The organism is Candidatus Hodarchaeum mangrovi (genome assembly GCF_975850365.1).
Window position 1 is genome coordinate 44353 of the sequence record NZ_CDLCQJ010000101.1, and the last position, 18935, is coordinate 63287.

Consider the following 18935-nt stretch of genomic DNA (forward strand, 5'->3'; position numbering starts at 1 on the left):
TTCTTAAAAAGATGGTTGAGGAATCTTTCTACGAGCACCTCTTTTCTCAAGATCTACGATCACTTGATTAAATTCTCCTTTAAGTTCAGCTGGAAGTCGAGAAGGATGTTTAAATCCTGATTCACGATCTAAAGCATATGCGTATAAGAAAGTTTTGAAAGCAGTTCCCATAGGATAAGTTACAATAGACATAGGAATTGTTGAAAATATAATAGCAACTATTCCGATAACAAATGCACCTTCTACTGTGGAAAAGATTAAATATCCTACATAGGCTCCAGTGGCGCCCCATAACACAAAATTAATGATGTTAAAAAAGAACATTGCTAATCCAAAACCTGTTTCGCCAACCATGAGATCCAACCAATTATTCCAAACAATTTTAGCTGAATCGCGAATTGAATCTCTTACACCCTTCTTTTTAACTACAATTGCAGGTAGTGTGAAGTAAGTAAAGAATCTATATAGACCTATAATTATACTTACTATTACTGATGTAATTAGAAATAAAAAGACTGTAAATATCTGTTCATTCCGTCTTTTTCCTGTAGTAGTAGCTGATCGCCGTGCTCCACGTCCAAGGACTCTCGTAATCATTTCTAAAGTTGCCCTGATGATACCAAACCAAAGTAAAGGAGATAAAACCTGTCGTACATCATTCCATGCAGTTTTTAAACTGGGATCTTCTTTTCGATACCAATCAAATGCGTAAGAAACAATAAATCCACCAATGATATAATATAACCCAAAATAAACTATTAAATAAATATATTCAATAAAAAGACCTACAAATGAACCTAATTCAGATAATTCTACTGATCCCTCAGTAAATACTCCCCAACTATCATATATTTCTAGAAAACTGAAACCCATAATCATCCCAGCAAATATTGTAAAGAGAGCGACTATAATAGGAGCAATCAACAATGCTTTTTCTTCAAGAACTAAGCGAGCAGCAAACTCAACAAATTTTCCAGCTCTTCGCAATCTACGTTGGTTCCATATAGCAAATAATAAAAGGAGAACCCCAAAAATGAGAACTACATAACCAACAAGAGCAATGGGAGCTAATAAAGAAATAATTATTCCAATCCATATCATTACCCCAGGAATTAGAAATGACATGAATAATACAACAGGAGTAGCTAAATGACGCATTAATTGTAGTATAATCCATCCTAAAATAAGACACAATACAAAAAAAATCACTAATGCCAATAGTAGGTATGGTATACCTTGTGAAAGAAAAGGAATAATAGTTCCTAGTACTATTAAGATTGAATCAAATTCTGCAGGATATTTAATGATTATAAGATCATAAATGGAATAGATTCCAAATCCATAAAGAACTAGTACCAAAAGCAGAAATAAAAATAGAGAAAACTTTCCATGATTTGCAGTTTTAGTTTTTGACATAATTTTGAACCTCATCCTCTATTATTTATTGGTCTTTTTATGTTGTTTCGCATCAAAGAGAATTTAAGCTGTTAAAGGTGAATTTTCATAATAAGCATTTAATCAAATACTCCATCAAATTTTTAATCTGTTGGTTCATTCAATGGCTAATACAATTGAAATAATTTTTTTAGGTGCAATGGCCTCTTTAGGAGCTGGCTTAGCAACAACGATTGGAGCTACTCCCGTATTATCTGGTAGAGAAGTTTCTGATAAGAATCTAGACATCATGCTAGGGTTTGCAGCAGGAGTAATGTTAGCAGCTTCAGCTTTTAGTTTATTAGTTCCTGCTCTGAATATGAATCCAGTATTCACAGTATGGGAGCTAGAACCTGTGGTTTTAACAGTTTTAGGATTCTTTATGGGAGCATTTTTCATACATATAATCGATCGTTGGGCTCCTCATCAACATTTTATCCACGGACCAGATAAATCTGTTGTATCTATCAAAGAAGGATCAAAAAAGATGTCTAAGAGATTAGCAGCAACTTGGTTATTTGTCATAGCGATTACTATTCATAATTTTCCAGAGGGTTTAGCAGTAGGAGTGGCATTTGGTGCAGAAAATATCTCCACTGGTTTTATAGTAGCATTAGCTATTGGATTACAAAATATACCTGAAGGAACCGCAGTAGCTTTACCTCTTCTACGTGAAGGATATTCTAAATTCGATGTTATTAAGATAACATTAGCTACAGGATTAGTGGAACCACTTGGAGGTCTCCTAGGTGTAGCTGCTGTTTCTTTTGTTGGTGGTATTTTGGGTTTTGGGATGGCTTTTGCTGCAGGAGCGATGATATTTGTTGTTTCAGATGAAATAATACCTGAAAGTCATAGAAAAGGGCATGAACGTGCTGCTACATTTGGGGTTATATTAGGCTTTATCATAATGATGTTTTTAGACAATTTCATTGTCGGAGCATAAAACTACCAATAGAAAATAAAATTGATTATTGAATGTTATAAAATAATTCAAAAATAGCATTAGGTGTAAAAAGTCTAGGATTATTTTTCAACCTATCTAAATTAATACTTTGTTCTATTATTTCCCAGTGATTTTTTAAATTTATATTTAATTCACTGAGCTTTGTTTTAAGATTTAGATCTTTCAGTTTCCAACATAATCAAGGAGAATTATCAGCTCGATGCAAGCATTTTACAATAGAATTGTGACATTTATTGTTTTAAACAGATTATTAATAGGTGTTCTCTTTGGAGTACCCTTTATGCTATTTGGTTTTTTCACAGAATTAGCTATAATGGGATGGGAAGGGTCAGTATTAGCGGATTCTTGGATACGCTTATTATCAGCCCTTGGAGTATCCGTGTTTCTACTACCGTATATTTGGATGAGTAATGATTACTATGATGCACCCTTTGATCGACTTGATGAAAAAAAACGAGAACTTAATTATTTCTGTAAAACAAATATCCAGAAAAAACCGATATTGGCTTTTTCATTACTTTTAACACCAATTATCATAAGTTTGGTTTTTAGTTTCATAAATGGAATTGAAAGTGTTTTTTTATGGGGTATTATTCTAATAGTAGGCCATTTTTACAATGCCCCTCCTATTAGATTTAAAGAGCGTCTCTTTTTTGATTTCTTCACCCATGGATTATATGCATCAGGACTATTTTTTCTCTTAGGAGGAGTTGTTTTAACCTCGATTTCCCAATTACTTCAGCAACCGATTTTTTTACTTTTATTCGTTTTTTCAATAATAGATGGATCTTGGATTCAATTTAGTGCACAGCTAAAGGATTATGAAATTGATAAAATTGGCAAACAAAAGACAACTAGCATTTTAATTGGTAAAAACTCAAGTCTCATTCTTCTACAAGGTTTAGTATGCAGTATGCTTCTCATACTACCATTATATTTGATTATCAATACTACTTTGAGAAAATTTTTTCCAGATTATCTAATCTTATTTGCGTTAATTATTTCAATTATTTCTATAATACTCTATATAAAACAGTTATACATGGTACGAGAAGATTTTATGAAGATACGCAAAATGTCTGGATGGGTAAGAAGACATTTTGTGTATAGTTTTGGAATCATTGCTGTACTGTTCATTAATTGCCCTTTTGGGTGAATTGTCTTTATATTTTGTCAGGAATTCATGATCCTGTTACTCTACCTCCAGAAACTCTAGATGAGAGTCAATAATCACCACATTTAATCCAGTGTACTCTTTAATAATGATCTCCTAAGATTGCAAGATTTAACGTATTAATGAAATAATTTTACCACATAGAAAATCTAAATAAACATTCACAAACTTTAGGGTTAAATGAGTAATTTAAATTCATTTATTTCAACCAGAGTCTCAAGTTCGAGATTAAAGATGCAATCTGAAGGGTTTAAATATGGTAATTATCTATAAAACTTTTGAACCAGATCAAGGGCTCGAAGAAATTCAGGCTAGATTATACACCAAAGCAACTGGCATTAATGTTACTGGTGAGGAAATAAAAAAGAGAATTATAAAAGAGAGAATTAATCCCAATTTTCTTCGTTATGCATTCTCAAAAGAAGGAGAACCTTTGGCGTATATTCAGGCTCGAAAGGAAAGAAGTCATATTTACGCGATTGGTTATCCTTGGGCGACTCCAAATTGTCCTTCAGATGTACAAGACAAGTTATTTGATGATCTGAGAAATTATCTCCTTGAAAAAAATCCAGATGAACTTAGATATTGGATTCATCACTCCTGGAAACGCGTTGAATCGTTTTTTCTTAAAAAGGGCTTTAGAAAAGCTTTTAGTGGTTTTAGGTATGAGTTTGATGTTACAGAACTCTCTAAGCGGGATGTATCACTTCCTGGTTTTACCTCACGCCTTGCAACTATTCAAGATCTAGAATTATTAATCAAGCTTGCACGAGAAGATGAGGAATTGGGGAAGGTACCTGAATTAACTGAAGAAGCTTTAAGATCTTATTTCACTGATAAAGTCCTGAAAGATGGTCATTGTATAGTGATCTCTAATGAAAAAGGAGAAATTATTAATGCAAGTGCCCCATTAAGAGATTTCCCTAATCCTGAACCTGATAATAAATATATGATTTTACGATTCACTGCAACGCGTCCTGGTTATCATGAGACATGGAAATTACTATTAGTTGAAATCGCTAAGGAGTGTATTAAAGCGGGGTGGATTAATCTTCCTTTAGGTGTTAATATTAGTGAAAAAAGTCTTCATGGACCAATTTTTGAAACTTTAAATCCACGAAAAATTCCTGGATATAATTTGTTTACCTTTACGGTTAAGAAATAACCTGATGTCTTTTTTTACACTTTTGAAAAACTAGACAATAATGATGATGAACATTTGAAACATAGGAATAAGGATACCCCCATATACCCATAAATTTCTGATCCTGCAACCAAATAAATTCTTGTTTTAACTTGACATTAGGAAGCTCACGTAATTTTAGAGCAAATTCCCAAGCCAAAGGACACATTTTTCCATCTACTTGACGAATATTTTGAAGAATAACGACTATATAACCACAATCCTTTATTATTTTACAAAAATTGATAAATAGAGAAATTAATTGACCTAAATATTGATTATACTGTGGAATATTCCCTAAGTCACGTGAATCAGTACCATAGGTCTCATCATAGCCGTTTTCAACTCGTTGTTTAAGAGTTGATTTTACACCACCCCTCGATTCAGCTAAGATATTCCAATAAGGGGGTGATGTAAGTAATAAATCTGCTAAGGGAAATTCCTGTTCAAAAAAAATCTTCTTACAGTTATGTGAGTCATCATTTGCTAAATAATAAGTATTGGATCCATTTTCTATGTTTTCAATACGCTTTTTAGCATAATTAGCATATTTACTATTTAATTCAATCCCCCAACAGTTTCGATTTAACTCCTTTGCAGCAGCAAGTGTACTTCCTATTCCCATAAAGGGATCGAATACCCATCCATCTTTTTTAGTAAAAAATTTGATGAAATGTTTTGCTAATTCAGGCGGAAAACTTGCGGGATGATCCTTGATCTCATATGGAAGATCTGAAGGTTTTCCATCAACAATCATCCAGCTTTTTGTGTGTCTTAACCATTCCTTTCCTGTTAGATCATTTAACTGATTTTTTTCAGAGTATTTTCCTTTGAATTCAATATTGTATTCCAGATTTCGTGTTATACGACCTAAAGTGCGAAAAATTCGGGCAGTTTCAATGAAATTCCCTTGAAGAAAATATTCTTCAGCAGTTTTTAGTAATTTTTTAATATCAAACTGAGTCTTTTTAATCAGTTCAGACGAATTAGTCCTATTTGGAGAAATTTTGATTATTTTCTCCAAAACTGTAGCATTTAATGTCCAAGAACTTTCTTTAGGAGTAGTTCCTTCTTCTTTAGAATTTTTCATTATGATTTTAATCTTTGCATAATGATTCTTATAACTCTCATGATCACTATTGAAAAATGAGAAATAATAACTTTACTTAAAAGAATATAGTGTTTTAAGAGGAGAAAGGTTTCCTAAAGTCTTTGGATAGAGTTATTTGTTTTTATTAACAAATTATTATTCTCTGACAAGATTCCTTTATCAATCAAATGATTAATTGCTTCTTCTAATTTAAGATTGTCTGGAGGAGAATTTCCATTAGAAATTGCTTTTATTGTAGCATTCATTACAATTGCTGCTTTATTCTCGAATTTACCTTGAAAAGCACCTAGAACCATCGATTCATATTCATCAAAATCACCTATAGGTTTTATTATTTCAACTTCTTTTTCTTCATCATCCGAATCAACATTTATTTTTGTTTTATTCTTTAAGATTAATAAGTCCCCTTTCGATTCAATTGTGCCTTCTGATATTAACTCGTCAATTACCTCATTAATCTTATCTTTTGAAGGGAGTTTTTCCCCTCTTTGTGCTTTCTCTACCACAAATTGCATAATAAATGCTTGACGTTTTTCCATTTTGCTAGGAAAAGTATTTAATAATTGTTCCTTTAATTTTTTAGTCAATTTGCACACCTATTCTATATTCAGCTGACTTCGTTTCATCCTAGCCTTTAAAATCGTCTGAGACAATATTTCAACTGCTTCATGAACATTAGTTCCCATTCGAGCTGAAGTAGGAAGATATGGAATTTCAAATGGAATATTCGGATTACTATCAAGAAACTCTTGTAATAATTCTTTATTGTATACTGCTGGTAAATCGCATTTATTTCCTAATACGATAAATGGTACTTCAGATCCTGCATTGGTATGAAGTTCTTCACGCCATAATTTTAAGTTCTCCATAGATAGGGGTCTGGTAACATCAAAAACCATAATACAGGCTCTTGAACCCTTGTAGAAAGGCCCCCGAACTAAATCAAATCGTCGTTGTCCAGCTAAATCCCAGAATTGGTATCGAAAAAGCTGGCCACTTGCACTTGTATATGGATATGTAGCAATATTTGCTCCAATGGTCAACAAATAAGTGGAATGAAACTCTCGTCCTAGTAAATATTCAATAATACTGGTCTTTCCTACAGCTCCATCTCCAATTATTGTTATCTTGTAGTATTGACCAATATGAGGTTCCATTGTTATGCTTCACAACAACCTATTAGTTCCAATTATTTGAGAGCTCTAGAAGAAAACCAATCCTCATTTCTTATATTCATTTGCAATTAAATTTCAAAACTAAATCTATTTCAAATAACCCAAAGCGGTAATTTCCTAGATTTTCTCTTCTTTTGTGAAAAAAACGTTTTAACGCTATTCAATCCTCTACAAGGAATTGTGAATGCTTCAAATTAATGATTACGGAATAGAATATATTCATTTAACACTAATTTATCCTTCTTCATAATCTGGGGTTTCAAGCTTATAAAAAACACCTGTTCCTTTCAATGTTTCGTGAATTTTAATTGATAATTCCAAGATATCATGAACAGTAATATCTCTTCCCCAATCATATTCTAAATCATATTTACCTGTTATAGGTTTGAATCCTAGTCCAGTTAATCGTTGCATTACTAATAAAGGATTTTCTCCACTTGATGAATGAAAAAGGATTAGAAAAGTTTTCATAATTATCTATTTCTGAGTGATGATCTTAAAAAATATTCTATTTTAATTTAGATAAAAAATCAAATTTCTATAAAATGCTAGGGTGTTGAAAATTCACATGAATAAAAGCTAAAAGGTCTTGGATAAGGAAAAACAGGACGAATAAGTATCTTAAATGATCTAGGAGTGTCTTTTAATATGAAATCAACTTTTGATTTTTCTCTACCTTTTAATTCAATCGTTTGCAAGTATTTTTCATCATGAAATACTTGAATTGAATTCTGAGTTTCTTCTGCTTTTATAGATAGACTGATTTTAAGTAATTCATACTGTAAATTGCCAGAAACTTTGATTTCAATGTATGAATAGTTCCAATAATCCTTCTCAAGAAGGTTTGAATTTTCATAATTTAATCTACCCATAAGGACTACTTTATTCTCATTCCATTGATCAGTTATTGAATACTCCTGACCATAGGAATACCCTCCATATGTAATTAACATTGCTGTAAACATATTTCCCATTATACAAGGAAATTGGGGAGAAATTGTTAATCTTGGTTCATCATTTAGCATAACAATCAAAAAAAGGAAAGATAAAGTTAAATTTATTTTCTTTTTTCGTAAGTAATCCCTTTTGTAAACAACTTATTTTAGTCAGATTGATAAATAATAATTAAATCTGGTGGACAAGAGCTGATAGAGAGTCATCATATAGATAAAACGTTTCTTCATCCACGTTATTACCGGAATTTTCTGACATGGATACTTGGACATTTATTATCTCATAAACAGTTATTTATTTTAGGATATTTTCTGCTTTTTATAGGAACAAGCTTAGGGATCATCATTCCATTAATACTACGCTATTATTTTGATGAAGCAATCTATTCAGGAAGAATAAATGTTATTTTACTTGTTTGTTTTGTCTTTCTTGGCATTTATCTTTTCAATTTCGTATCTCAAGCCTTTGGTGCTTACATCAATGCACGTTTCAGTGAAAAGGTAGTGAGGGACGTTCAGGTTGAATTTTTTCAGTCAATTCATTCGAAATCCATGGCTTTTCATGACTCTGCTCGGATTGGAGAACTCCTTGCTATGGCAACATCAGACTCACGTCAATTATCTTGGATGTTGATTAGTATTCTAATGTTTGCTTTGGCGATCTTTACAACCTTCGCTAGTCTATTAGCAATGTTCACATTAAATATTCAGCTTTTTTTCATCTTTCTAGGCTTTATTCCATTTATTCTCTTTAGTATGTTCACTTATGGCAAATCATTAGGCCCTGTGTCAATTAAAAGGCAAGAACTATTTGCAAAATGGCAAGCAACACTCCAAGAAAATCTAGCAGGTATTAGGGTTTTACGTACCTTATCAAATCGAAATCAAGAATTCAAAAAATATGATGAGGATTTAAAAGCTGTACGAGAAGTTTTAACTGAACGAGGGATAAAATCAGCTCGTTATTATCCAATTTTGATTTTATATATCGCTTTAGGGATCGACTTTATTATCGGGGGTTATTTAGTCTTTTTAGGAGAAATTACACCAGGAACTTTAATTGCATTCAATAGTTTGATCCTTCTCCTTCAAGGTCCTAGTGAATTTATCCGATTTACTGTATTTCTAGGGTCAATGGGATTTGCAGGTGGAAACCGTGTATTTTCAGTTATTTCTAAACAGCAACAATTAGTTGATGGTAAAATAGACTTGGAAAAAGTTCATGGTGATATTGAATTCAAAAATGTTACTTTTCGGTATAATCCAGAAGGCCCTGATGTTTTAAAAAACATCAATTTAAAAATTCAATCTGGTCAGATGGTAGCTATCATTGGACATACTGGGTGTGGAAAAACTACCCTCTCAAAACTTGTTCAAAGGCTTTATGACCCTGTTGAAGGAGATATCTTGGTTGATGGTAAAAATATTAAGAATTTTCCTATTGATCAATATCGAAGACAAATTGGTGTCATTGAGCAGGATATTTTTCTTTTTTCAGCTTCAATTCGAGAAAATATCCTTTATGGATGTGGAAAACTCCATCCTGAATTAGAGAAGAGAATGATTGAAGTAGCTAAATTAGCACAGATTCATGACTTTATTTCTACCTTACCAAATCAATATAATACTGTTATAGGAGAGCGAGGGGTCACATTATCGGGAGGACAAAGACAAAGATTAGCTCTTGCTCGAGCTTTTATGATAGATCCTCCTATTTTAATTTTAGATGATTCAACTAGCGCAGTTGATTCAAAAACGGAAGTTAAAATTCAAAACGCAATAAATAATCTTTTATATGCTCGGACAACCTTGATTATAACCCATAGACTCTCTACAATAAGAAAAGCTGATTTAGTAGTTTTAATGAAAGGAGGAGAAATTGAAGATATAGGTACTCATGACGAATTATACCTACGGAATGAAGAATATGCAAGTATTTTCAAGCAGTTTGAAGATCTTCCAGCTATTCCAACAGAACTATTAGTAGAGGAGGAGATTTAATTGGCTTGGCACATAATGGGAGCATTACGCTCAGAGAAATATGACAAAAAATATTCAGAAAAGGAAATATCAAAACGGCTAGCTCCATACATGCTAAAATATAAGAAATTATTGGCATTAATTACTACTTTTTCCCTTTTAGGAGCTCTAACATCTATTATAGCTCCTCTAGTTATGGGAATAGGATTTGATGAACTATTCAAAGGAGTGGAGAGTCAATCTCTTGATTTAATCATTCTTATTTCCATTACATACTTCTTACTCCTTACTTTCGAATGGATTTTCAATTACTTCTCTCAAATAAATAGTTCAATTCTTCAGGCAAATGTTACATATGATCTTCGTCGCAAATTATTTGAACGTATTAATCAACATGAATTAGCTTTTTTTGATGCAAATAAAACAGGAAAAATAATGTCTCGAGTCAGTGGAGATACATTTCAGCTCGGGGGAGTCTTAACTTCTATTATGGATCTTGGCTCAGTCATTCTACGAGCAGGGTTAATTCTCACAACAATGTTTTTTCTAGATTGGCAATTAACACTATTTTCGTTATTGATCTTTCCTTTTCTTTTTCTGATTGTTTTTGTATTTCGTAGAGTATTCAGACAATATTCTTTACTCCAGATGCGAGCTGAAGCGACATTAAATGCCTTTGTTGAGGAACAGATAAGTGGAATTCAGATTACTAAATCCTTTGGTCAAGAACAAAACGTTTTACAAAGTTTTGAAGAACTTCAGAACACCAAAGTTAAGGTAAATATTAAACAAGCGACTCTTTTCAGAGCTGTTGGACCTTTATTTGATTTAATTGCTGCAATAGGATTAACACTTATATTATTTGGAGGAGGTATTACAATAACCCAAACTCCTTCTTTGTTAACTCCAGGTCTTCTTTATTTATTTATCACATATCTTCGACAACTTTTTCAACCTTTGATTGCACTATCTACTTTTTATGCTTCTTTACAAGGAGGATTTGCTTCTGGAGAAAGGATTTTTTCATTAATGGATGTACCAGTTGAATTAAATGAAGGTCATCTAATATGTCCTCCTTTAAACGGTGAAATAGAGTTTAAAGACATTAATTTTGGATATAATTTAACCACTTCAGTTCTAAAAGACTTTAATCTTCACATACCATCAGGTCAAACATTAGCGATTGTAGGCGAAACAGGAGCTGGGAAAAGTACTATAACATCTTTGTTAGCCCGGTTTTATGAATACAATTCTGGGGAAATTATTTTAAATGGAAATCTTTGTCTTAAAGATTTAGATGCAGATTCATTAAGAAATCAATTAGGCTATGTACTTCAAGAACCATTCCTGTTTTCTGGAACCATTAGAGATAATTTACTCCTTGGATCTCCATCAGCTACTGAAAATGATCTACAATGGGCCATTAAAACCGTCAATGCTGACTCTTTCATCAGTATGCTCCCCAAAGGATTAGATACACCGATAAAAGAACGAGGACGAGGACTATCTCAAGGACAAAAGCAGTTACTCTCTTTAGCACGAATATTACTCAAAGATCCTAAGATATTATTATTAGATGAAGCAACAGCGTCAGTAGATGCATATACTGAACATATGATTCAAAAAGCATTGGAGATTGTATTCAAAGATAGAACAACAATTGTGATTGCGCATCGATTATCAACTATCTTAAAAGCAGATCGAATTATAGTCCTAGATAAGGGCCAGATTATTGATTCTGGTACTCACCAAGAGCTAATCAATAAGCCAGGAGCATACCGAGATCTATATTATACCTATTATGCTCACCAAGGTGCTCTTGAGGAATTAAAATTAAAACAGAAAGAAATACACATACTAGTGGAGGATTAATTTATGACTCAGATGTTAAAATGTAAAGAATGTGATGAAACACAACCTATTCCATTACATTGTGGGAAAGCAATGCATATTGAGAAATATGAAGGAAAAGAAATGCTAATTTGTTGGATGGGGGCTAATTGTGGAATCAAGGAATTACCAATTCATCACGGTAAGCCAATGATGATAGTAGATATATGAAAACATATTCATTATATTATTTCTAATCCTTGAATTGTTTAGAGATGTCTTTATAAACTTTTTCAAGTTTTTTATCTGTTTCTACAACAATTTTCAGGTATTTTTCTATCTTTTTTATTTTCTTATCAACTTCGCTGAATTTTTTTTCAACGTTCTTCTGATGAGAATTAATTTTTTTGAGATGATCCTCTATTGATTTGAATTGCTTTTCAATGTCACCGATAGGAACAGTAATTCCTGATTCATCTTTGATAGTCATAACAGAAAGCTTAGGAGGAGTTGGAGGAGGCATTTGCTCTATCTCTTGTTCCATGCTCAAAGGAGGAAATTGTTTTGGCATTACTTGGGATTGGGGTTTAGAAATTATTGGCTGTGAAGCACTAGGTGGAGGAGATGAATAAGATGGTTTTACTGGAGGAGGTTTACTAGGTGGAGGAGGAGTATAAGGTATTGGTGATTGAGGAGGAGGTTTTGGAATTTCTAGAGGTTCAGAAGAACGAAGAAGAGGACTGGGCGAAGTTTCATGACCTTTTATTGGTGGTGGAGGTTCTTTAAAAGATTCCTGAAGATCTAAAGGAATAATCGGCTTTATCTCATTAGCTTCACGATCTGTTAAAGCTTGCTGAGCCCCGCAATGAGGACAGGGAAAGTCCATTACATAATTCCGACATTTTTTACAGACTGGACTCATGGTTATTACATAATTCACCTTATTAATAAACAATTTTTTTCTGGATTTTATTATTTATTTTTATATTCAATATTTTTAACAAAGCTTGAACACAATTTTTCCGACAATATCCTATTTACTGGATAAAACGAAAATAAAATACTTATTAATATAGTAAAAAATGAGTAGGGGAACTATTAATATATACAAAAACTATCTGATACCTCTTCACTCCATTGAAACTGAAAATGCTTTCGAAGGTAGCTACATATTCTATGTCAAGAATCTTTTCACTATATCTTCTTTGATTCCACGTTCCAAGGCATTCTTAGTTTTTTCTCCAAATATTACTCCTCCTCCTAAGGGTTTGTAAAATCTCATTTTCTCTTCAGGATCGTAACCTTCAGAAACAAGGATTGAGTTATATTTTTCATCATAAATAGATGTATATAAATGACTCTAATTGAGTTATTTTTTTAAAATTCTCTCCAGGAAGAAAGAAGAAAATAATCAATGAATTTCTTTTGACACTGGTAATCTTAAAAGAATATCTAATGACGAACTTAGCCCTTTCCTTTCTGCTTCAACTTTATTTTGTAAAACCTATTATAAATCGAACTGTGTAAGAAGAAGAACTTAATAATAGGTTAAGATACTAATTTAAACAACTTACTTTCGAATTCTTCTCACTTCATAAATCACTGGGTTCCAAGCGTCAGGACAAGCATGAGTACTTACATCTGGATTTTCTAACCAAGGAAATTCAGCTCCATATGCCATTGCAAATACTTTAGGCATAATTGAGTAAAGAGCGTGTAGACAGATTTTCCCACTTATCTCATTCCTTTCAAACGAGATTAAAACTTCGTCTCCGATTTTATGTCCTGCTACGCAAGTTCCTTCTTGATTTTTTACGATTAATTTGATATTATAGGTCATTTTTGAATCCCAATTGCTTAAGAATATGTAGTGATCTCTTATTAGGAGCTTATATTTACATCTACAGTCTTAATATAATTATATCTATGACCTATTTTTTATTAACTAAAAAATCATCTAACAGTTTTGAATTACTTCTTTTCATTGTTACTTTAGTATCCCACTTCTTAGAAAGATTAAGGATAGAACTTGACTCCTTTTTACCTTGTATTAGTTGTGATAATGCAAAACTTTCCCAAAGTTCATGAAAGTTTCCATCTGTTAAATTTTGCAAAAGAGGATTCAATGGCATTCGTGATTCGTATTCTTTTAATACATAGTTTAATTCTTTTTTTGTCATTTTTATCCTATTTGAGTTATCGATAATAAAAACACCCCTATTAGACTCGAAAAGGATAATAAAGAGTGGAAATCGTTTCTTAAGAAAATATAAAAAGGGTTTTTCATTATGATGGACTAGTTTTTTAGAAGAGGCATATAAAATTCCATGAGGAGAGACAGATAATCGTAAAAATGCTTTATGAGAATGAAGATCTGTATCCACCTCTCTACTCATCCGTACGGCCTTTTTGGCAATTGGATTGCCAATATTTTCTAAAATTTCCTTTGGTAAGGTCTTTACTTCTTCAAGAAATTTGTCGTCAACTTCCTTATGACGACTTAATGCCCTGATAACCTTCTTCTTGTGAATTCTCCTTATCATATTCTTTACCCAAAGAAAGAGGATTTAATTGAAAAATCCATTTAAATTGGTTTGTTTTCTTCCATTTACAATTAAAAATGGTTTTGCTCTCTTTAAAACAACTCCGAGTTGACAAAGATCTTTATAACTCTTAATTTTATGATTTATTTTTCTTAAATTACAAATCCGTTTTGCGGAGACTTCTCCTATTCCTGGGCATCTTAATAACTCCTCATAGCTCGCTTCATTGACATCTAAGGGAAATATTTTATCTTCAAATGCGATTGCTAGTTTCGGATCGATATGTAAAGGTAACATGCCATCCTCATTGAGAATAGAAATTATTTCTTCTTTTTTATAGGAATATTTTCGGAATAACCAGTCAATTCGATATAGAAAATTCTCTCGCTTTGATATTGTATAGGGAAGTTTAACTTTCTCTAGTGGAGTTTCTTTCATTGGAGTAAAAGCAGAAAAATATCCTCGCTTAAGGTTAAGATGCTTATATTCCCAAACAAGTCTTTCAAAAATCTCTTTGTCTGACTCACTTGAAGCCCCTATAATAAATTGCGTTGTGTGGCCTGCAGGAGTTAAGCCAGATTCAATCAACTGCATAATGATCTTTTGAGGTCTAATAATATCTAGAATGTAATCTTTTGTACTTGAAACTTCTGTTAGTCTTGTAGCGCTGGGAACTTCTATATTTAGACTAACTCTATCAGCAATTTCCATAATTCTTCTAATCTGATATTTTTCAGTTCCAGGTAATATCTTAATATGGATATATCCTCTGAATTTATACTGATATCTAATTAAATCAATTGCTTCAATTATTTTCTCTGTAGTTTCATATACACTTTTTAAAACCCCCGATGACAGAAAAAGTCCTTCAACGTAATTTCTAATATATAACCCAATAAAAGCTTTAGCTAATTCCTCTGGTGTGAACATAGTTTTTAATTTGGCTTTAGAACACCGATTTATGCAATAAAAACAGTCATTAAGACAATAATTTGTCATAAGAACTTTAAAAAGACTAATACACCTTCCATCAGGGCTAAAAGCGTGACATATACCAGCATGATGCGGATTTCCAATTCTATCTCCATTAAATACGTTTCTAGGGGAAGCCATGGATGCACATATATCAAATTTGCTTGCATTACCTAAAATTTCGATTTTTCTTTGTAATTCACCCAAATGTAATCCAACATCTAGATAAGGTTTTTATTAAATGAAATCATGAAACTCATTTTATATCCTATATTCTATTACCTCAAAATAAAAAAAGGCTGAATTTCTTACTAGTCTAATCATACGTATAATCAATAAAAATTCTTGTAAATAAAATACCGAGATTCCATTTCTAAATCGTTAATAAGAGGATTAATCTTGAGTAAACACCCAATAAATAAAAATGATAAAAATTTAGGGTGGCGTTGGGAGTTGGTCACAAACATTGATGAATGGAAAATTCCTGATGGACAGGTTATGAGATTGGCTTTTATTCTAGAAAAAGAGAAAAAGAAGAAGATCCTTGATATAGGATGCGGATTAGGAAGACATATTGTCTATTTCGCAAGACAAGGCTTTCAGGTATGTGGGATTGATATATCAGAACATGCAGTATCACATACTAATAAATGGTTAAGAGAAGAAAAATTAGAAGCTGATGTCCATAAAGGGGCATTTACAAGCATAAATTACCCAAATAACACATTTAATCTTGTAATTGCTTTAAATGTAATTTATCATGGATTTAAAAAAGAAATTATAAAAGGATTCTCTGAAGTTTTACGTATTCTTAAACCTGGGGGGATATTTTATGGAACCCTTAAGACAAAAAGTAAAGATGAACCTTTCGATAACGAAGGTATAGAAATAATTAATAACCAGACGATTATTTTGAGAGAAGGAATAGAAGCTAATGTTCCTCACTACTTTTCTTATAAAGAGGATTTGATTGAATTTTTTCAGGGTTATGAAGTAGACAAAATAATCTATTGTGAATATTTTTACCCCCCACAATTAGTAAAGTCATTTATTAAAAAAGCTGGATCTGGTTATTTTCATTATTTTCTAAAAAAACCCGCAAATTAGACTTAAAAATCTATGCTCATTAATAAATATTATGGCATTTATCTATAAAGCAGGATATCTACACACTATTTTTGGCCCAATGAAGAGTGGAAAAACAGAAAAATTTATTGAAATTTTCGCAAATCTAAAATTTAGTGATATTAAAGGGATAGTTTTCAATCCAGCTATTAATACACGTGATCCAGTAATTCGAAGTCGGATTTCTAATAGATGGCTCGAAACCATTAGAATCGATGAATTACACCCTGAGAATGTCTTTAGACATGTGTCTGATTCACAGAATGTGATGGTTGGATTTGATGAGACACAATTTTTTGCTATGAGTATTATTACGGTGATTGATAAACTTTTGAAACAGGATTTTCATGTTGTTGCTTCAGGACTGTTGTTAGATTTTCGTGGTGAACCATTTGGCCCGATGCCAACATTAGTAGGTCAAGCACATGAAATCACGAAACTTTCAGCTATTTGTGAATATCCAGGCTGTAACAGACATGCAACACAAACCCAAAGGTTAATTAATGGAAAACCTGCCGATTACAATAGTCCAACTGTTTTAATTGAAGGAGGTGGATATAATGAAGAGTATCAGGCACGTTGTCTTCGTCATCATCATGTTCCTCGCTCTTCTTAATTCATCGCACATCGATTCGGCCCGATTTCCAAGTCATTGATCTGGTTTGGGGCCAAAATTGTCTTACCAGCATTAATATTACGTATTTTTTGATAAGAAGGTGGATGAGGTAGCGTTTCTACACGATTTACTGCATATTCGATAAATTCGTTTTCTGTTTTGTCAACTATTGGATTTTGAATGAAAGTTCTTACATCAGTTAGTAATGGTTTATTAAAGTGCTCTAGTGTGAATTTCCCGTGATGAGCTGGAGCAATAAACATATCTTGAGACAAAGATTTGTATAAAGTCATACTCCTATATAAATCGCTGGCAAATTCTCTTGCTTTGTTTGCTAGATCAGGTCTACCAACACCATCAGCAAAAATTGTATCCCCAGATAGAATACCATATCCATCGATAGAGAAAGAATATGAACCAAAGGTATGACCTGGAGTATGGAGACTTTTTAAATACGTACCATTTAACTGAAATTTATCATTGTGTTTGATAGGTGTATATTCTATCGATTTAAATTCATATGGGTCTTGACTTGAAAGAAATAGTGAAGCATCACATTTTTCAGCAAGATTTATTGCCCCGCTCACATGATCGGCATGCAAATGAGTATCAATAACCTTAGTTATAGTTAGATCATTAGTACGAGAGTATTCTAAATACGGGTCAAGATTAAATGCAGGATCGATAACCAAGGCTTCATCTTTTCCAATTAACATGTACGAAAGACAACCCTTTGCGATACGACGAAATTGTATCATTTTAACCCCATCATTCCTCAAAACTTCCTCATGATCAAATATACTATTCCATAGGGTTAATCCACCTTCAAGAGATAATGCATTCAAACCTTTCTTTTGAAGGTCCTTTGCAGCTATTTTTGAATCATTCCCTGATCCACATACTGTGATAATTTCTTGACTTTGAAATTCAGGTGGTAATTCTTCCTTCTTGGTCGAAAGAAGAGTCATTATAGGGATATTAAGGCTATCAAAGATTGTCCACTCCTTATGTTTTTGGATTCCCCGTACATCTAATAAAAGGGGCCTATAACCATTACGTAGTTGTTGATAAAGTACTTTAGGGGAAATTTCAATCCTCAATTCAGATTTTGGCAATTTTACTCACTTTTTTTAATTAAATTGACTTTTAATAATAAAAATTTATATTTTCTTTTACGATTGTAGGGATTAAATTCTGTTTTTACAAGGTTCCTAAAAGAAAAATGAAAAAGTCAATAGGATTACTGACAGAAAAAATACTAGGAAACTGATATAGGAAGTCAGAAGTAAATTTCTTCATTTTTCATTCCCTATTTAGCTTATACTGCTTGGTAGGTGTTTCCAAGACTCTTCCACATTTTACACATTCAGCAAAACAATTTCCTTGGATTTCTCCGCAATGGCTACATTTTAATTTTGTAACACGAGATTCGCTAATTTGATTCAATAAAATCCTCTCTACTTAAGGATGCTTGGTACCACGGTTTAAAAAAGAACTCTACGAGAAACAAATTTAGCTAATATCAAAACTATTCATTAGTTATTAGAGCTTTAAGTCAAAAGATATCCCTAAAATTAATTGTCTTTTATAATTGTAATATTTATTCCTTTAGGATTTCTGCCTAGTAAAGGAGACCTTTGAATTTAAATTAATTAGGTAATAAATTTGGCCTCTATGATAATTCTCATGGTCATACCATTCTTCTAAAAGCTGATAAATTTTCATCTTTTCACCCCAAGGTGCTATTGTGTCCTTTTCATAGGAAGAATCTTCTACTTCTAGAAGACGTTCTGAAACATCTTCAGCTACTAGGAATTTTTCCTTAATTTCTTCTAATGAAAAATGTACTCCTTCCTCTAGTCGGAAAAAGAC

20 protein-coding genes and 1 pseudogene are annotated in these 18935 nt (G+C 32.3%); 8 read left to right on the plus strand and 13 right to left on the minus strand.

The annotated features are described in order from the left end of the window. Positions 1-3: 3 nt before the first annotated feature. A complete protein-coding gene (locus ACWVCY_RS10380; RefSeq protein ID WP_455142743.1) occupies positions 4-1416 on the minus strand; it encodes a hypothetical protein in 1413 nt (470 codons plus the stop codon). A gap of 142 nt (positions 1417-1558) precedes the next feature. Between ACWVCY_RS10380 and ACWVCY_RS10385 the strand changes: the two genes are divergently transcribed. The 3 genes from ACWVCY_RS10385 to ACWVCY_RS10395 all read left to right on the plus strand — a co-directional run bounded on the left by ACWVCY_RS10385 (position 1559) and on the right by ACWVCY_RS10395 (position 4740). Next, positions 1559-2380, plus strand: coding sequence for a ZIP family metal transporter (locus tag ACWVCY_RS10385; RefSeq protein ID WP_455142744.1), 822 nt, complete (start codon positions 1559-1561; stop codon positions 2378-2380). A gap of 220 nt (positions 2381-2600) precedes the next feature. Further along, complete coding sequence (locus ACWVCY_RS10390) at positions 2601-3557, plus strand: UbiA family prenyltransferase (protein WP_455142746.1); 957 nt, start codon at positions 2601-2603, stop codon at positions 3555-3557. A 274-nt stretch (positions 3558-3831) separates the two neighbouring features. Then, positions 3832-4740, plus strand: coding sequence for a hypothetical protein (locus ACWVCY_RS10395; protein ID WP_455142748.1), 909 nt, complete (start codon positions 3832-3834; stop codon positions 4738-4740). On the opposite strand, the pseudogene ACWVCY_RS10400 reads toward ACWVCY_RS10395, so the two are convergent. The 5 genes and pseudogenes from ACWVCY_RS10400 to ACWVCY_RS10420 form a co-directional block, all read right to left on the minus strand. Next, a pseudogene (locus ACWVCY_RS10400) lies at positions 4730-5887 on the minus strand (DNA methyltransferase); the annotation flags it as partial. The gene ACWVCY_RS10395 and the pseudogene ACWVCY_RS10400 overlap by 11 nt on opposite strands. Before the next feature lie 74 nt (positions 5888-5961). Further along, positions 5962-6456, minus strand: a complete 495-nt coding sequence (locus tag ACWVCY_RS10405) for a hypothetical protein (protein WP_455142750.1) — start codon at positions 6454-6456, stop codon at positions 5962-5964. Between the two features lie 9 nt (positions 6457-6465). Next, positions 6466-7026 (minus strand): Rab family GTPase, encoded by a 561-nt coding sequence (locus ACWVCY_RS10410; protein ID WP_455142752.1) that lies wholly within the window; start codon positions 7024-7026, stop codon positions 6466-6468. Between the two features lie 252 nt (positions 7027-7278). After that, positions 7279-7515 carry a hypothetical protein gene (locus tag ACWVCY_RS10415; RefSeq protein ID WP_455142754.1) on the minus strand — a complete coding sequence of 79 codons (237 nt, stop codon included), beginning with the start codon at positions 7513-7515 and terminating at the stop codon, positions 7279-7281. Between the two features lie 77 nt (positions 7516-7592). Further along, on the minus strand, positions 7593-8069 hold the full coding sequence (locus ACWVCY_RS10420; RefSeq protein ID WP_455142756.1) for a hypothetical protein: 477 nt from the start codon (positions 8067-8069) through the stop codon (positions 7593-7595). A gap of 225 nt (positions 8070-8294) precedes the next feature. Between ACWVCY_RS10420 and ACWVCY_RS10425 the strand changes: the two genes are divergently transcribed. The 3 genes from ACWVCY_RS10425 to ACWVCY_RS10435 are packed head-to-tail and all read left to right on the plus strand — an operon-like array spanning position 8295 to position 12038. Beyond that, positions 8295-9998 (plus strand): ABC transporter ATP-binding protein, encoded by a 1704-nt coding sequence (locus ACWVCY_RS10425; RefSeq protein WP_455142771.1) that lies wholly within the window; start codon positions 8295-8297, stop codon positions 9996-9998. Beyond that, positions 9999-11849: an ABC transporter ATP-binding protein gene (locus tag ACWVCY_RS10430; protein ID WP_455142758.1), complete on the plus strand. Its 1851-nt coding sequence runs from the start codon at positions 9999-10001 to the stop codon at positions 11847-11849. A 3-nt stretch (positions 11850-11852) separates the two neighbouring features. Next, positions 11853-12038, plus strand: coding sequence for a hypothetical protein (locus ACWVCY_RS10435; RefSeq protein ID WP_455142760.1), 186 nt, complete (start codon positions 11853-11855; stop codon positions 12036-12038). A 22-nt stretch (positions 12039-12060) separates the two neighbouring features. On the opposite strand, the gene ACWVCY_RS10440 is transcribed toward ACWVCY_RS10435, so the two are convergent. The 4 genes from ACWVCY_RS10440 to ACWVCY_RS10455 form a co-directional block, all read right to left on the minus strand. After that, positions 12061-12693, minus strand: coding sequence for a hypothetical protein (locus tag ACWVCY_RS10440; protein ID WP_455142761.1), 633 nt, complete (start codon positions 12691-12693; stop codon positions 12061-12063). 684 nt (positions 12694-13377) lie between these two features. Beyond that, positions 13378-13647 (minus strand): TIGR04076 family protein, encoded by a 270-nt coding sequence (locus tag ACWVCY_RS10445; protein WP_455142762.1) that lies wholly within the window; start codon positions 13645-13647, stop codon positions 13378-13380. A 91-nt stretch (positions 13648-13738) separates the two neighbouring features. Then, positions 13739-14350: a DUF4130 domain-containing protein gene (locus tag ACWVCY_RS10450; RefSeq protein WP_455142763.1), complete on the minus strand. Its 612-nt coding sequence runs from the start codon at positions 14348-14350 to the stop codon at positions 13739-13741. 24 nt (positions 14351-14374) lie between these two features. Beyond that, a complete protein-coding gene (locus tag ACWVCY_RS10455; RefSeq protein WP_455142764.1) occupies positions 14375-15529 on the minus strand; it encodes a putative DNA modification/repair radical SAM protein in 1155 nt (384 codons plus the stop codon). A 192-nt stretch (positions 15530-15721) separates the two neighbouring features. On the opposite strand from ACWVCY_RS10455, the gene ACWVCY_RS10460 reads away from it, so the two are divergent. Both ACWVCY_RS10460 and ACWVCY_RS10465 read left to right on the plus strand, forming a co-directional pair. Beyond that, the gene (locus tag ACWVCY_RS10460; RefSeq protein WP_455142765.1) at positions 15722-16429 is read left to right on the plus strand and encodes a class I SAM-dependent methyltransferase; all 708 of its coding nucleotides are present in this window, start codon (positions 15722-15724) and stop codon (positions 16427-16429) included. Positions 16430-16460: 31 nt separating this feature from the next. Further along, on the plus strand, positions 16461-17063 hold the full coding sequence (locus ACWVCY_RS10465; protein ID WP_455142766.1) for a thymidine kinase: 603 nt from the start codon (positions 16461-16463) through the stop codon (positions 17061-17063). Here the strand turns inward: ACWVCY_RS10465 and ACWVCY_RS10470 are convergent. From ACWVCY_RS10470 to ACWVCY_RS10480, 3 genes are all read right to left on the minus strand, one after another. Next, a complete protein-coding gene (locus tag ACWVCY_RS10470; RefSeq protein WP_455142767.1) occupies positions 17060-18178 on the minus strand; it encodes an MBL fold metallo-hydrolase in 1119 nt (372 codons plus the stop codon). The two genes, ACWVCY_RS10465 and ACWVCY_RS10470, sit on opposite strands and share 4 nt — an antisense overlap. Positions 18179-18365: 187 nt before the next feature. After that, entirely contained in the window at positions 18366-18509 is a 144-nt protein-coding gene (locus ACWVCY_RS10475; RefSeq protein WP_455142768.1) for a hypothetical protein, read from the minus strand. A gap of 162 nt (positions 18510-18671) precedes the next feature. Beyond that, on the minus strand, positions 18672-18935 hold a 264-nt coding region (locus ACWVCY_RS10480; RefSeq protein ID WP_455142769.1), incomplete at its 5' end, for a hypothetical protein.